Source organism: Algoriphagus sp. UBA3586 (assembly GCF_002376385.1).
Taxonomy (GTDB): Bacteria; Bacteroidota; Bacteroidia; order Cytophagales; family Cyclobacteriaceae; genus Algoriphagus; species Algoriphagus ornithinivorans.
Genome location: NZ_DFMT01000046.1, coordinates 16,821 through 32,617, shown reverse-complemented (window position 1 = coordinate 32,617; position 15,797 = coordinate 16,821). Strand labels below are relative to the sequence as shown.

The following is a 15,797-nucleotide window of genomic DNA, read 5'->3' as shown; positions in this document are numbered from 1 at the left end:
TATTTATCCCGTAGGGATTTTAGCTCGGTAGCAAAATTGAGCACAAACCCATCTCCATGCCGTAGGTATGGCACCGTAGAGAAATACAATAGAAATAAAAGAAATACGCCTTCGGCGAAATATTTGAAAGATACCTAAAAGATAATTTTTAAGATATGCCTTCGGCTAGATATTTATCCCGTAGGGATTTCAGCTCGGTAGCAAAATTGACCATAAACCCATCTCTATGCCGTAGGTATAGCACTATAGAGACATACAGTTGAAATAGAGAAATATGCCTGCGGCGGAATATTTGAAAGATACCTTAAAGATAATTTTCAAGACATGCCTACGGCGAGATATTTATTCCGTAGGGATTTTAGCTCGGTAGCAAAATTGAGCACAAAACCATCTCCATGCCGAAGGTATGGCACTAAAGAGAAATACAGTTGAAATAAAGAAATACGCCTGCGGTGAAATACTCCCTAGCCAGAGGTTATCGATAAGATATAATTTAGATATGTATAGGTCGAGATATTTTAGAGAAATATGGTAGAAATAAATAGAAATACGCCTTCGGCGAAATAACCTCCCAATCTAAGCTCCAAAGGAGCGTAATTTATTAGCCCTGGGTGAAGCCCAGGGGTATTAATGCGAACCATAATCATCCCAGCGCTGGCCCAGGAATTCCATTGGAAACAAAATCTCCGTGCCAGCAAGATTGGGAAGAAATTCAGTAGAAATAAATTGAAATACGCCTGCGGCGAAATATTCCCATCCTTCTTAAATATTTCATCGGATTGAAAATCCTACTATAGGGATTCGGGATTGCAAATCCCGCATAGCTGATGGATGGGAATTAAACAATGTAATCACTCCACTTATAATTGAATACTTTTCAAGATTTTGGAAGCTGTTTGCCGGGTTAAGCCTGTCAAATCCGCAATATCCTGAATAGAAATAACTTGTATCGCTTTGACTTTTCTCCCTTGACCGATGACAATCTCTTGACTATAATATTTACAAATCCTATTGACTCTCTCCTCTGGACTTAAACTTCTGATTGCAAATAATCTTTCCTCAGCGCGGCACCATCTTTTTACGACTTGCTTATTAAACCATTCGGATACTTCGGGTTCGTGAACTATCAAATACTTGAAATAATCTGAATCAAATTTCCTCAAATAAACTGGCGTCAATACTTTGGCAAACTCTGAAAACTGTCCATCCAGATATCTCAAATTCCCAAAAAATTCACCCTCTTTCAAAACATCGTAACACACCTCTCTTCCATCCTCCGAGTACCCTCCAATTTTCACCAAGCCACTTTTTATTTGGTAAATCGGTGTTATCTTTTCTGGAGGTCGATAGAGGCTTATGCCCTTTTCCACAAAAAGTTCTTCCATAAATCGGACAGAAAAATCTGCATCCTTTTCTGCCAAAAAATCAAATGGGCCAAAATCCTTTCCTTCCGCAATCATATGTTGAAGTTGGAGGAATTTTAGCCCATTTTCAATGCCTTCTACAGAATATAATATTGGATTAACGTCAACTTCACATTGACAATGGAAGACGTAAATTTTGTGTTAAAAACAAGGAATCTTCCCTTCCCCTCACCTCCATAGTGACATTCACTTCCTTTTCTTTCCAGTCCAGATTAATAATACCAAAATTTAATTTTGCAATCATTTCTCCTACCCGGTAGCTATTGGGTTCTTCTCTATATTCTCTCCAGGTATGGGTTAGCCCACTGGAGGTAACTTCATAAATAGGATGCTCAATCCCCTCCAATTCAATCTGTGAAATTTCAGCGATATGGCGATCTCCGCTTAATAAAATCGCTCCCTGAACCCGGTGTTTTTTAAGCATGTTTAGCAACCTTTCTCTTTCATATGGGAAATTAGCCCACTTTTCGAATTGGTGATCTCTTGGAAGCATTTGGATCCCCGAACCAATCAGGGTTACCTGAGCCTGATTTTCCTTAAGCTCATTTTCCAACCAAGCCCACTGCTCTTCTCCCAATACAGTGCCGGATTCATTTGGTAAATACACCCGGTCTTCCATCATTAGGCTGTCTCTAAAATAACGAGCATCCAGCAGGATTACCTTCACTTGCTTACCTTTCGGCCCGTAAGTGAAGGAATTATAAGCACCCTCTCTATTCCAGGCAGAATTGCTTTTTGGTAAGTCCAAAAACTCAAACATCAAATCCCTGCTTTCCTTTTTATAGGGATATTCTGTTCCTGCATCATTTCTTCCAAAATCATGATCATCCCAAATTCCTATTATCGGACTTTGAGCTTTTAGCCTTTGGTAACCTGGATTGCTATTTTGAAGCTCATATTTTGCCTTCAATACCTGCATCGAATCTGTGTCTCCATAAATATTATCTCCCAACCAAATAAACAAGTCAGGTTGATGAGAAATGATAGGATCCCAAAGGGGCTGATCTCTATCCTGTCTATTGCAAGAGCCAAATGCAATGGTAGTAAGCGGCTCTTCCTGAATTTCGGCTACGGCATTTTCTTTTTTAGTATCGCAAGCAAAAAGGAGAATTGGGAGCAAAATCGCTCCCTTGATTCTTAATTGTATTTTTTTCATCATCAAATTTTAAAATGAATATCTAAGTCCTACTTGTACCCTCCACGGAGTACCATTGATTGGTTGAGTTCCTACTCCACTTTCCACATTGTAAATGTAGTTTTGTGTAGCTTGATCAAAACCCTGTATTCTCAATAAATTTCTTGATCTACTAAGATTATTATCTACTCCCCATTCCCTATTAAGCATATTAGCAAAGTTGAAAATATCCGCCGAGAGCTCCAGTCTTTGCTGATTGATAATTTTAATTTGTTTTAATATCCTCAAATCCAAAGTTGCAGCGAAGGGGTTTTCCCCACCATTTCTTTCGGCAACTTTCCCAAAAGACTCTCTTAAATATTTTTTGGTAGATTCCGAGGTATTGGGATCTTCCAAGATTCCATTTATCCCTTGCCTGATATTTTCAGGAGTCGAAGGATCATTAGGGTCAAAAACATAGGCAAGTGCATTATTCAGTGGAAAATCACCCTGCAAACTCCCATTAGTTACCAGGAAACTATATCTAGTCCCTCCAATTCCAATCAAAGAAGCACCAAATACAAAGCCTTTCCAGGTTGGGGAAGCAGCATTGATCACAAGCTTATCTTTGAAGTGATAATCTGAATAGGCCCAATTCAGAGCCCTCGAATCATCTACTACAGGCAAGAAAGTGGAGGTATTTGCCACGCAACAATTGTAGGATGAATTATCTCTTGCTTGATTGAAAGTATAGCTAGCATTCAGATAACCATCTTTCCCTATTCGTGTACCTAAATCAAGTACAAGGGCATATTGGTAAGCTAAGCCATCTGAATTAAGCTCCAATACCCGACCTAGGTTTTCACTTTTTCTGGAATTTAACCAATCAGTTTGACCCCGGTTAGTTATGGTATTCGCCGGTACAAAAACTCCCCTATTGGCTTCATTGGAAAGTCGGAAATAGGGCTCATCCACCAGATTTCTTTCTAAGTACACATAGTTATTGAAAGTTCTGGTATAAAGTAAATTTAAACCTACCCGTACCCTATCATTCAAATATTTATTGTAATTCAAGTTGGCCTTGAATGTACTAGGAACTTGAAAGTCAGAAGCAACAGCATTGATAGTGGAAATAGTCTGGGCTCCTTCTGGTACTCCTGGCACTGTTGAAGGATCATTTCTATAGCTATTGAAATCGGGAGAAGGAACCAAATCTCCTGTTACGTCTACAGCTGCCAGCATGACTCCTGAGTTTTGAATGTTGTTTACCTGCGCATAATAATGAGGTTGAGCAGAGAAAAGGCCAGCTCCAAATTTCAGGATATCCTTATTTTTCCCGCCTACATTCCAAGTCATTTGCAACCTAGGCTGTATATTATTCCAATCTGCTGGTTTTACTGAGGAATCTATACCCAATTCATTTTCTAAAGTGGGGTTATAAGCTGCTCCATTCATAAAGGCAGTCACGTCATAACGAATCCCAAAAACCGTTTGGACATTTTTAAAAGCTTCAAACTCCACCTGAGCAAATGCTGATAAATCCAATACTGTTTGCTTGACAATTGGCAAACCTTTAAGTGGCACTTCTCTCGCAAAACGACTTGGCTTCATATTTTCCAGGTCCTGTAGATTATCAAAGAAAAATCTCCCATTCTGCTCATTTGAAAGTAGGGTTTCCAGATAGGTAAACATGTTATCAGTTCCAAAAGTCAATTGGTATTTTCCTTTGGTCAAGTAGGTAGTATTTACCAAGTGAAGCTGGTTTTCCAGGTTGGTTTCCGGGATGAATCGTTGCCCTCCAAATTGAAAGGTTCGGGTTTGAGTAGCATTAGGATTAGACTCTGTTGGGAATGGAGAGGTAATTCTTACAATACCTCTAGGAATATTACTTACAGGTAATTGAGCATTTGGGAAAAACGCCCTCTCTGCATGTTGATATTGGAGTTTTAATTCATTGGTTGTAGTTGGATTTACAACCGATCTTAGTGATGCTAAGAAGGAATTTTCCCTCGACTCAAAATCTCCATAAACCTCAGCTATATTGATATTTGAGTTGTCACTCACACTCAAAGGATTTTTCCAGTCTGTATAATTATTCCTAATGGTTAATTTATTTCTGTCATTGAGTTGCCAATCAACTCTTGCAAAAATGGTATTGGCTACTGTTTTTCTTCCAAACTCCCCTACTTGCTGTAAGTCTGAAACTCCATAAAGTCTTCTGACAATATCCAGTGCTTTTTGAAGAGTATCTCTTGTTACTCCCAGTCTTCTTTCATCATCTGCAGAATTAATGTCAGTAATAAATACAGGTTCTCCAGCATCTTGCCTGTCAAAGGTCACAAAGAAATGAGCTTTGTTTTTGATAATAGGCCCTCCTAAGCTGAAACCCCATTGCGAATTGTAAAAATCCTGTTCTCTATCATTGCCTCTGATATCAAATTGACTCGCCAAGCGGTCATTTCTGTGGTAAAGAAATGCAGAACCTGAGAGCTCATTGGTACCTGCTTTCGTCACCGCATTCAGGGCACCACCAGCCTGCCTTCCCTGGGTAACATCGTAGCTATTAGTCACAACCTCAAATTCACGGATTGCCTCTATCGAAACAGTATAGGGGCCTCTCCCTATTTCTCCATTGGTTAATTGATTTCTGGCATTTACTCCGTCCACAGTGATATTGGTTCCTGTGGATCTTTGGCCTGCCAAATTATTATTCCCTCCACCTTGAAGGGGAGATAAAGCGGTCAGGTTTGTGAAGTTTCTGCCCTCAGTTGGAAGATTTTTGATCTGAGTTGAATTGATAGAAGTAATTCCTCCCAGTTTTTCAATCTCATTATCCAGATTATTACCGGAAACTATCACTTCTGAAAGCTCCGTGGACCCCATATCAAGTTTAAAATCCAAATTGATTCTATCCCCTTGATTCAGTTCATAACCTGCTCTGGATTTAGTATTGTATCCAATAAAGCTGACGGTCACTGTGTATGGTTTGCCCAGTGGTAGTTGCTGAAAATTAAATGCTCCCGACTCTGTAGTAATGGAATAAGCCTTGAAACCTGTTGATTGATTTTCAACCTGCACCGTAGCACCAATTAGAGGTAGCCCCTGATCGTCTTTGACGACACCTGTGATAGACGCGTTGGTGGCCTGAGCCCACACTTGCCAAGTAAAAGCAAGGAGAAAAAAGGTGGATAAAAGTCCTTTTATCCAATTCTTGCTGGTAAAATTTTGAATCATCATTCTGATAGTTTTGTGAATTGATTTTCAAAACTAGATCAGAGTTGTCCCTTGAAATTGTTAAAAATTAACATGGGAACTAAGCTTAACTAACTGATAATAAGAAAGGAAAAAATTAAAATTGACTTAATAGAAGGGTAATAAAATGATGTTAATTGAAGATAAATACTGAGGGAATATCTTCTAGAGAAATACAGTAGAAATAAAAGAAATACGCCTTCGGCGAAATATTTGAAAGATACCTTAAAGATAATTTTCAAGACATGCCTTTGGCGAGATATTTTAGAGAAATATGGTAGAAATAAATTGAAATACGCCTGCGGCGAAATAACCTCCCAATCTAAGCTCCAAAGGAGCGACAATATATTAGCCCCGCCTGTGTCGGGCAGGCCCGAGTGCAACTCGGGGTAAAAGTAAAACGCAATCACCCCAGCGCTGGCGCAGGAATTCCATTGGAAAAAAATTCTCCGTGCCAGCAAGATTGGGATGAAATACAATAGAAATAAAAGAAATACGCCTTCAGCGAAATAATTAAAAGATACCTAAAAATTATTTTTTTTAAGATATGCCTACGGCGAGATATTTATCCCGTAGGGATATCAGCTCGGTAGCAAAATAGAGCACTAACCCATCTCCATGCCGTAGGTATGGCACTATAGAGATATAAAGTAAAAATAGAAGAAATACGCCTGCGGCGAGATAATTAAAAGATACCTGAAAGATAATTTTTAAGATATGCCTTCGGCAAGATATTTTAGAGAAATACAGTAGAAATAAAAGAAATACGCCTGCGGCGAAATAATTAAAAGATACCTGAAAGATAATTTTTAAGATATGCCTTCGGCAAGATACGAGACAAATCCCCCTTTGGAAACGTAAATTTAGTATGGGACGACTTCTTTTTTCAAAGGGGATATGGGGGATTTTGGATGAAATACAATAGAAATAAAAGAAATATGCCTTCGGCGAAATATTCGCAAACCTGAGGTTGTCAGAAAGATATTTTTTAAGATATGGTTTAGATATGCCTTCGGCAAGATATTTTAGAGAAATACAGTAGAAATAAAAGAAATATGCCTTCGGCGAAATATTCCCATCCTTCTTAAATATTTTTTCGGATTGGAAATCCTACGATAGGGATTCGGGATTACAAATCCCGAATAGCAAAAACCCTTGGAGGGTAGTACCCTGCCTACCGCTCTTCCCATTCTCTAACCATTTGGGAAATTCCAGGCAACAAAATCATTTCTATGGGGTTAAAAAACAAGAGTCAATGACTTACATTTAAACATAACCCATAAAACATTTTTAAAATGACTGAACAAAGCAAATGCCCCTTTTCTGGAGGCAGAAATCAAATTCAAAGCGATAGAATAGGCGGTGGCATCGGCACCAAACCTATGAATGCTGACTGGTGGCCCAAGCGACTTCCGGTAGAATTGCTTCACAGCCCATCATCCAAAGCAAACCCTTATGGTCCGGACTTTGACTATCCATCGGAATTCGCTTCCTTGGATTTGGCTGCTGTCAAAAAAGATATCACAGAAATGCTGACCACTTCTCATGATTTTTGGCCAGCTGATTATGGTAACTACGGTCCACAGATGGTTCGGATGGCATGGCACGCTGCCGGTACTTACAGAGTTGCCGATGGTCGTGGAGGTTCTGGCGAAGGCCTGATCCGTTTTGCTCCTCTCAATTCATGGGAAGACAATGGTAATATCGATAAGTCTATCCGACTGCTAGAACCTATCAAACAGAAATATGGTAGAAAATTGTCCTGGGCGGATTTAATCATCCTAACCGGTAACTGTGCCTTGGAGCAAATGGGATTCAAAACCTTCGGATTCGGAGGTGGAAGACTGGACTCTTGGGAAGGTGATGATAGCACCTACTGGGGTCCTGAAACAGAAATGGCCACCCAAGACAAGCGCTGGACAGGAAAGCCGGGAACTGAGGAATATGATTTGGAAAATCCATTAGGAGCATCCAGACAATCCCTAATCTATGTGCATCCAGAAGGACCTTTTGGAAATATGGATCCTATTTCAGCAGCCCAGGAGATTAGAATTACTTTCTCCAGAATGGCGATGAATGATGAGGAAACAGTTGCCTTGATTGCAGGGGGACATGCCTTCGGAAAAAGCCATGGTGCTTCTCCAAAATCCCATTTGGGCCCTGAACCTAATGCAGCAGAATTAGAGCATCAAGGTCTAGGCTGGATCAACAGCAATGGTACCGGAAATGCTCAATATACCACCACCAACGGAATTGAAGGGGCTTGGACCTCCAACCCTACCCGATGGGATAATGAATATTTAGAAAACCTATTCAAATATGAGTGGGAGCAAACTGTCAGCCCTGCTGGTGGAAAGGCTTGGAAACCAAAAGGCGGAGCCGCTGCAGATGCTGTTCCTGATGCACATTTGGAAGGTGTACGTCATCCATTGATGATGATGACAACAGATATTGCTTTGATCACTGATCCGGAATACCGAAAAATTTGTGAGCGATTTGTGGAAGATTCCACTTTGTTGGATGATGCTTTTGCCCGTGCTTGGTACAAATTGACTCACAGAGATATGGGTCCAAAAAATCGCTTGTTAGGACCAGAGGTTCCAAAAGAGGAATTGATTTGGCAAGACCCTGTTCCAGCATTGGATCATGAAGTAGTAAATGAGCAGGATATCGCTCAACTGAAAAAGGACATTTTGGCTTCAGGTCAGTCTATCTCTGCTTTAGTAAGTGCTGCTTGGGCTTCTGCTTCAACTTTCAGAAAAACTGATTTCAGAGGAGGTGCCAATGGTGCAAGAGTGCGTTTAGAGCCTATGAAAAACTGGGAAGTCAACAACCCCAAACAATTGGCTTCAGTTTTAGAAACTTTGGAAAAAATTCAATCTGACTTTAATGGCAAGCAATCCGGAAATAAAAAGATTTCCATGGCCGACCTAATAGTTTTGGCAGGTTGTGCAGCGGTAGAGAAAGCTGCCCATGATGCTGGAGTGAAGGTATCTGTTCCTTTTGTACCTGGTAGAATGGATGCAAGTGCAGAGCAAACAGACGTTGATAATATCGCAGTATTGGAGCCTATGCTAGACGGATTCCGCAACTACAGAAAAGGTAAGTATTCTGTAGAAACAGAGCGTATGTTGATTGACAGAGCGCAATTGTTGGACCTGACTGCTCCTGAAATGACCGCCTTGGTTGGAGGGTTGAGAGTATTAGGCGCTAATTACGATGGCTCCAAGCATGGAGTATTTACTGATAAGGTTGGAGTATTGAGCAATGATTTCTTCACCAACCTATTGGCCATAGATACCAAATGGACTCCAGCAGATGATACTAAGGAAACCTTTGAAGGAAAGGACAAGGCTAGTGGCAAGACCAAATGGACTGCAACCCGTGCTGATTTGGTATTTGGTTCCAATCCACAGTTGCGAACTCTATCTCTTGCCTATGCGGCATCTGACGGTCATGAATTATTTGTAAAGCAATTTGTAGATGCTTGGCATAAAGTAATGATGCTAGACAGATTTGAGTTGCAGCATGAACTGTATAAAAACTAATCAGGGGATGGGATTCAGAAATCACTTCAAATGTAATTTTTGAGCTTCCCCATCTTCGAAAATTAAATCTTGATCTAAAGCAATCCTCCATTTTGGGGGATTGTTTTTTTATACTATCTGAAAAGTTAAGCAGGCTATTTGACCTAACTGAATGGTGATAATGGTGAGCAAATAGGATTTATACTTCAGACTAAAATGCAAAAAGCCCTTTCGCTATGCGAAAAGGCTTTTCTTTTGCGGAGGAGGAGAGGACCGATCGTCAAGAAAAAGTCCAGTGGACTTTTTTAGTGAGGGGCCAGATTGCAGGGCAGGCCCGACGACTCGAAATGAAAAAAGCCAGACTTTCGTCTGGCTTTTGAATGCAGAGGAGGAGGGATTCGAACCCCCGGTACCTCGCGGTACAACGGTTTTCAAGACCGCCGCAATCGACCACTCTGCCACTCCTCTATATTCCCTACAATTCTTATTGTTTGGGATTGCAAAAGTAAGATGAAACTCAACTTTTGCAAAGCCCAAACATAGATTTTATTCTAAACGACTGATTTTTAAGCCATATTTTTTTTCAAGCACTGAAATTTGATTGCTTAAAATCTTACTCAATCCAAATAACCAAACTTCCCAGCCTCAAAATCTCGGAAAGCCTGCATCAATTCCGCCCTGGTATTCATCACAAAAGGACCATGGGCAGCAATAGGCTCTGCCAAGGGCTTTCCACTCAATAACAAAACCAATGAGTCTTCCATTGCCTGAACCCCAATTTCACCTTCTTCATTTTTCATCAGGGCTAATTGATTTTGTTCCAACACCTCTTGACCATTTAACTTCACTTTCCCCTCCAACACCAAAAAGGAAGTATTGAAGTTTTCCGGTAACTCTAACTCTAATTTCCCCCCGGATTTCATCCTAATATTATACAGATAAATCGGAGAGAAAGTATGAGCAGCTCCCCGCTCTTCCTCAAAATTTCCCGCAATGACCTCCACTTCTACCTTACCATCATCCTTACTTACTTTTGGGATGCTATCATTCTTGATTGCCTGATATCCCGGATTGGTCATTTTATGTTCAGAGGGTAGGTTTACCCATAGTTGAACCATCTGAAACAGGCCTCCTTTTTTACTGAATTCCTCTTCATGGTACTCCTTATGCAAAACTCCGCTCCCCGCAGTCATCCATTGCACATCTCCTTCACCGATTATTCCACCACCTCCACTGCTATCATGATGCGCTATTCTCCCTTTATAAGCAATGGTCACCGTCTCAAAACCCCTGTGAGGATGCACTCCCACACCTTTCGGACGGACTGAAGGAGCAAAATGATAGGGAGAGTTATAATCCAGCATGATAAATGGATCCATTCTCTGCATACTCAAACCCTCTTGACTGGGAATGAAATTATGAACCCTAAATCCATCTCCTACAAAATGGGGAGTAGTGGGCTGGGTAATTAATTCAACAGATCTGGTTTTCATGGTATTCCTTTCTTTTTTATACAAAAATAGCCCAGGCAAGCAATCCGGGAATTGATCTAAAATAAGTAATTACCTAAGTTATTCGTGGCTAGCTTCTCTTCGAATTCTGCTCAATGTCTCCGGAGTCATTCCTAAATAAGAAGCGATCATACTTTGCGGAACTCTTCCATACAAGTCCGGATATTGCTTCACAAACTGTAGATATTTATCTCTGGAGTTTAGACTTAACAGATGTTTGATCCGATTTTGAAGATGACGGATATGATTGTGAAGCATCTTGGTATTCAAATCGAAAAAATCCGTGTTTTTCATAGATAGCTCCTGAATAAATTTTTCATCCAAAAAATATACTTTGCTACTCTCTACTGCCTGTATGTAAAATTCGGATGGCTCCTGAAAATAGGTACTGGCCCTATCAGCTAAAATCCAGTTTTCTAATGCAAAAAGCACAATGCTTTCCTTTCCCTCTTCACTCAGAACAAATTGCCTCAATACGCCCTTTTTTACAAAAAAGGCATACGTACAATGCTCACCTGCTTTGAGAAGAAACTCATTCTTAGGGATAACTTTTGAATTACAATTGTAAAATATTTCTTCCAAAAAATTCTGACTTTGAGTTATTTTCTGAATTTCAAAAAGTGATTTGTTCATGACGCACTTAGGCTGGAAAACTGAAAGTATAAAATCTAAGAGAGAAAAAGCCCAATTCGGCTATAAATCTGGCTTTTTTACTCATTTAAAATGGAAATGTCAATAAGGAATGCTGGCTTACGGTATTGAAATCCCTCCAAACCCTATTCAGTTCGGAATCACTTTTTGCAGCTTCCAAGCCTGCCAAAGGATAAATGCTTGCATTGCAGGTTCTGGCAACTTGAACCAATGCTCTACTAGCCTTGGAAACCTCTTGTAAAGTCTTGTCTTTAATTGCTCCATCTCTTTCCAATTCAGACCAGGATTTCTCCACTGCCCCATAAAGAGCAACCTTTCCCTCTCCTAATTGGACAGCAGTATCCTCAAAAAGCTGATTGGCATAAGCCAACTGCTTTTCCGAAAAATGTTTCTTCTCATTTCTTTTCCAAAAGGACTCCCTGATCAACTCTTGTAAATGCAAACTAATTCCCAAAATGTTGACAGCCAGAGTCGCTTCGGCCAACTGAAGAAATGGATACTGAAAAACAGGATCAGGTAAGCTCGCTGATTCAGGCAAAATTTGAAACGCCCTCTGGAATGACACATCTATATTTTCACAATCGAAAGCATAACTTCCGGTAGCAATCATTCCCATATAATGCCAGGAGTCCAAAATCCTAACCTCCTCTTTCTTTAAAATAAAAGCATAGATCAATGGCTCTCCGTTTGAGTCCATTACCGGCTCTCCATTTTCCCATATTTCACAATTGGCAGTCAAGTGAGAAGCATGCAAAGCTCCTGACGCATAAGTCCAATGCCCTGAAACGCGGTATCCTTTTTCCGTTTTAACCGCTCTCCCGCCTACATGTCCACTTCCTGCAAAACATAATTGTGTGTTTGGAAAAGTTTCTTCAATCAGTTTTTGATCTAAAAAGCCTACAAACCAAAGTGCGCCAGCACATAAGGTTACTGTCCAACCCAAGCTCCCGTCCAGTTTTGCCAATTTTTCCTCCACCATCAGTCCTTGTGAAAGGGTCAAACCCAAACCGCCCAGTCTTTTGGGCACGAATAATTGGAACAATTTTTCTCTTTCAATTTCAGCTATCCACTCGGGCAGCAAACTTCCCAGTTTTTCAGCTTGGGCAGCTGATGTGCTATCAAAAAGTTTAGAGTTCATTGGAATCTTTTCGAGTTGTTTTTCAAAGGTATTAGTTATTGGGGGAATGGAAAATTGAGTAACTGGGGAATTGAGTAAAATCTGTTATTGTTCAGAGTTCATTGTTCACCGTTCGAACCCGCACGATAGACATTGGATAAAAACAGAGTTTTCTTTGGATTTCTTAAATCCAATAAAAATCCCCCTCTACTTTCCAGATGGTTGAATTTTCAAGCCAAAAGTAAGCAAAGGGGGATTGCTATGATTTACCGAAACTTTATTAGAATCCTTGTCCAACCGCCATAGCTGTTGGATTGAAATTCAAGTCTGACACTTTGGTAGCTGCTCCAGTCATCAAGTTAATTCTGTAAACAGCAGATGCGTTTCCAACTCTTAATACGGCATAGGCCAAATTACTTGTTCCACCGATATCAAAGCCATTATCCGCATCAAAATCAACTCCCAAAGGCCCAACATCCACCAAAACTCCATCATTTGGAGGGCTTTGCTTTAGTAATCTATTGGATTGACTATCAATGACAAATAGTTCTGTTGAAGTGGTACCAGCAAAAGTATTGGTATAGGCAGCACCGGTCACAAATGGAGAGCCAGGATTCAAGGTTCCATCTACTGCTACTACTGTACCTAAACTTGGATGTAGTCTCAAATTTTGTCCTGTTTCTGTTACTAGTCTGATTCTATCAACAGTTGGATTGAAATCAAATCCCACGAAATTCCCAGCAATTGCAGGGCTTAAAGCTTGTCCGATTGGGTTTAAAGCTGCATTCGAAGGGTTTACCGAGTAAAGTCTACTTCTATTTGAAATAGCTAATAACTGCCCATTTATTGGTCTATAGTCCAACCCTACTATAGTTTCACCCATGGCCAAACCAGTAAATGGAGCCATAGTTTGACTGCTAGGGTTTAATGGATTGAATCTGTAGAAAGTTGCACCTACTGCCGCGTAGGCAATAGGATCTGTTTTGAATGAAATGCTGATTACTGGATCGGTAAATACCCCAACCCAATTGGCTCTCCCTGAAGATAAATCAATGGTGTACAGTCTGCTTTGGTTTAAATATCTTGTAACTGCAAGCGCCAAAGAATTGTCAGGTAAAATATCCATATCACCCTCTCCCTCAAAATCCACCTGTAGGTTTCCTACCTCAACCAAGCCGCCATCATTCGGTGGAACTTGCTGATAAAGTTTATCCTGCTCGAAATCTATATCATATAAAATAGTAGAAGATGCTCCAGAAAAGCTATTGGTATAGGCTACCGCCCCAATTCTTGGCCTGAAACCCCCATTGATATTTCCGTCTGTAGCCACTACTGTTCCTAGTTCTGGATGTAGTCTCAGGTTTTGACCAGATTCTGTAACCAATCTGATACGGTCAACTGTCGGATTGAAATCCAATGAGGGGTTTGCACCTTGAAAAGCTGGACTAAAAGAAGCTTGTCCCAAGGCTGTTGCAACTCCGCTGTTTTCATTGATATGGTACAATCTGCTGGCAGAACTCAAACCGTATAATTGTCCGGTAGCTGGCCTGTAATCTATGGAAACAATCTGCTCTCCAGAACCCAGATTACTCAAGTTCAGTGTTTTCGCAGCATTGGATAGATTTCCTCCTTCAAAGTAAAGAATCCTTCCATCGGAAGTCAGTGCTGTGAAGTTTACCTCAGGTGTAGCATCTGCTCCTTCAAATCTAGGAACCATCGGTTCTTGTTCGCATCCTGTAAATATGGCTAGAGCAGCAAAAATTCCAGGAAGCATCGCTCGTTTTAAGAAATTATTCATATGGGTAGTTGTTGTTAAATAATTCGGATATACGAAGAGTTTTTTTTCTATGGATTGACTATCGAAGAAAATATTGTAGAATTTTTAGATAAAATGAGTAACTACAGAAATGAGTAACTGAGTAATTGTGTATTTGAGTAATTGAAAAAATTGAATGTTCATGGATTGCCATTCAATACTGCCTAAAAATTTTAGAAGCTTATTGAGTAATTGTGGAATCGAGTAATTGAGTAAAAAATCAAGAACTGTTCACCGTTCAAACCCGTTCAAAAGGTGTAATGAGGATAAAATATTCTCTGCCGCTCGTAATTCCTATATTCTTCAAACTCGACTCTAGCATCTCGACTCTAGCATCTCGTTTCTCGGATCTTGCTTCTCGCATCTCGTCTCTCGCATCTTGCTTCTCGTCTCTAGTCTCTTGTCTCTCGTTTCTCGCTTCTCGTCTCTAGTCTCTCGCATCTCGTCTCTCGGATCTTGCATCTTGCTTATCGTCTCTCGCTTCTTGTCTCCTACCCCTCCATTTTCCAAAAAGTATCCTCCACGATAGTTCTTTAAAAATTTTTATAAACTTTAAGCCGATCTCAGAGTTAGCTTCGTAAGTGCAGATGAAATAGGACTTCGTGAGTCAATAGTCCTTATATTCGTACTTAAGCTCAACTGATGGATCAGCCAGTTTTAATGATTTATGCCCTTTCCCCTGCTTATCAAGCTAGGAGAAAAAGCCTTTTTGGGGCAGCTCATCACGCAGACACGGTTAAACTTTTCCAAGATCTTCATCAGAAAACAGAATCCTTAGCTCAAAATTCAGGTTTAAAAACCTTTTGGTTTTTTGATCACCTCCAAGAAGGAAAAAGTTTTGGAGAGCGTTATATCAATGCTTTCAAAGAAGTTTTTTCCAAGGGTTACCGAAAAGTTATATCTATTGGAAATGATATTCCCGAACTGGAATTATCTCATATTGAGCAAGCTAGTAATTCTCTGACCCATTCTAAGGCAGTACTCGGACCTGCTGCAGATGGAGGAGATTACCTAATTGCGCTGACCGAAGAAACTTTTTATGAAGAGGAATTCAAAAATCTACCTTGGAACAAGGGTAGTTTACATTCCAAGTTATCAGAATTACTCTCTTCTTATACTTCAGTCGTGCAACTCGAGTGCCTGGTAGATATAGATGACTTTCAATCTTTAGTTATAGTCAGAAAGAATGTTAACTGGATTGCAATCCTGCTATTTAGTTTAAAATTATTCATTCTCTATACAAAAACTGTTTTCGAGAAATTACTCCTACCCAAGGATAATCCCCTTAGGGCACCTCCCCTTTCCATTTAATCAATTATCAATCTTTTCTTCAAATCAAATCTTCCCTGGAGCTATTCCTTCAGGGACATCTATTCATTTATTCA

The 15,797-nt window shown here is 40.2% G+C and carries 9 protein-coding genes and 1 tRNA gene; 2 read left to right on the top strand and 8 right to left on the bottom strand.

Translation table 11 applies throughout. From position 1 onward, the window contains the following. Positions 1 to 860: 860 nt before the first annotated feature. The 3 genes from B2906_RS16585 to B2906_RS16575 form a co-directional block, all read right to left on the bottom strand. On the bottom strand, positions 861 to 1,460 hold the full coding sequence (locus tag B2906_RS16585; protein WP_286941846.1) for a Crp/Fnr family transcriptional regulator: 600 nt from the start codon (positions 1,458 to 1,460) through the stop codon (positions 861 to 863). 73 nt (positions 1,461 to 1,533) lie between these two features. Beyond that, positions 1,534 to 2,583 carry an alkaline phosphatase D family protein gene (locus tag B2906_RS16580; RefSeq protein ID WP_286941843.1) on the bottom strand — a complete coding sequence of 350 codons (1,050 nt, stop codon included), beginning with the start codon at positions 2,581 to 2,583 and terminating at the stop codon, positions 1,534 to 1,536. A gap of 6 nt (positions 2,584 to 2,589) precedes the next feature. Continuing rightward, positions 2,590 to 5,775 (bottom strand): TonB-dependent receptor, encoded by a 3,186-nt coding sequence (locus B2906_RS16575; RefSeq protein ID WP_286941841.1) that lies wholly within the window; start codon positions 5,773 to 5,775, stop codon positions 2,590 to 2,592. Between the two features lie 1,310 nt (positions 5,776 to 7,085). Between B2906_RS16575 and katG the strand changes: the two genes are divergently transcribed. Continuing rightward, positions 7,086 to 9,338, top strand: coding sequence for a catalase/peroxidase HPI (gene katG, locus B2906_RS16570; RefSeq protein ID WP_286941838.1), 2,253 nt, complete (start codon positions 7,086 to 7,088; stop codon positions 9,336 to 9,338). Between the two features lie 362 nt (positions 9,339 to 9,700). On the opposite strand, the gene B2906_RS16565 is transcribed toward katG, so the two are convergent. From B2906_RS16565 to B2906_RS16545, 5 genes are all read right to left on the bottom strand, one after another. Then, positions 9,701 to 9,785: transfer RNA gene (locus B2906_RS16565), tRNA-Ser, on the bottom strand. A 149-nt stretch (positions 9,786 to 9,934) separates the two neighbouring features. Continuing rightward, the gene (locus B2906_RS16560) at positions 9,935 to 10,810 is read right to left on the bottom strand and encodes a pirin family protein (RefSeq protein ID WP_219958079.1); all 876 of its coding nucleotides are present in this window, start codon (positions 10,808 to 10,810) and stop codon (positions 9,935 to 9,937) included. Positions 10,811 to 10,888: 78 nt separating this feature from the next. Continuing rightward, the gene (locus tag B2906_RS16555) at positions 10,889 to 11,461 is read right to left on the bottom strand and encodes a Crp/Fnr family transcriptional regulator (RefSeq protein WP_219958078.1); all 573 of its coding nucleotides are present in this window, start codon (positions 11,459 to 11,461) and stop codon (positions 10,889 to 10,891) included. Between the two features lie 85 nt (positions 11,462 to 11,546). Then, the gene (locus tag B2906_RS16550; RefSeq protein WP_219958077.1) at positions 11,547 to 12,617 is read right to left on the bottom strand and encodes an acyl-CoA dehydrogenase; all 1,071 of its coding nucleotides are present in this window, start codon (positions 12,615 to 12,617) and stop codon (positions 11,547 to 11,549) included. Positions 12,618 to 12,876: 259 nt separating this feature from the next. Beyond that, a complete protein-coding gene (locus B2906_RS16545) occupies positions 12,877 to 14,394 on the bottom strand; it encodes a DUF4394 domain-containing protein (RefSeq protein WP_219958076.1) in 1,518 nt (505 codons plus the stop codon). Between the two features lie 660 nt (positions 14,395 to 15,054). Here B2906_RS16545 and B2906_RS16540 point away from each other — a divergent pair. Further along, positions 15,055 to 15,723, top strand: a complete 669-nt coding sequence (locus B2906_RS16540) for a TIGR04282 family arsenosugar biosynthesis glycosyltransferase (protein WP_219958075.1) — start codon at positions 15,055 to 15,057, stop codon at positions 15,721 to 15,723. Positions 15,724 to 15,797: the final 74 nt, after the last annotated feature.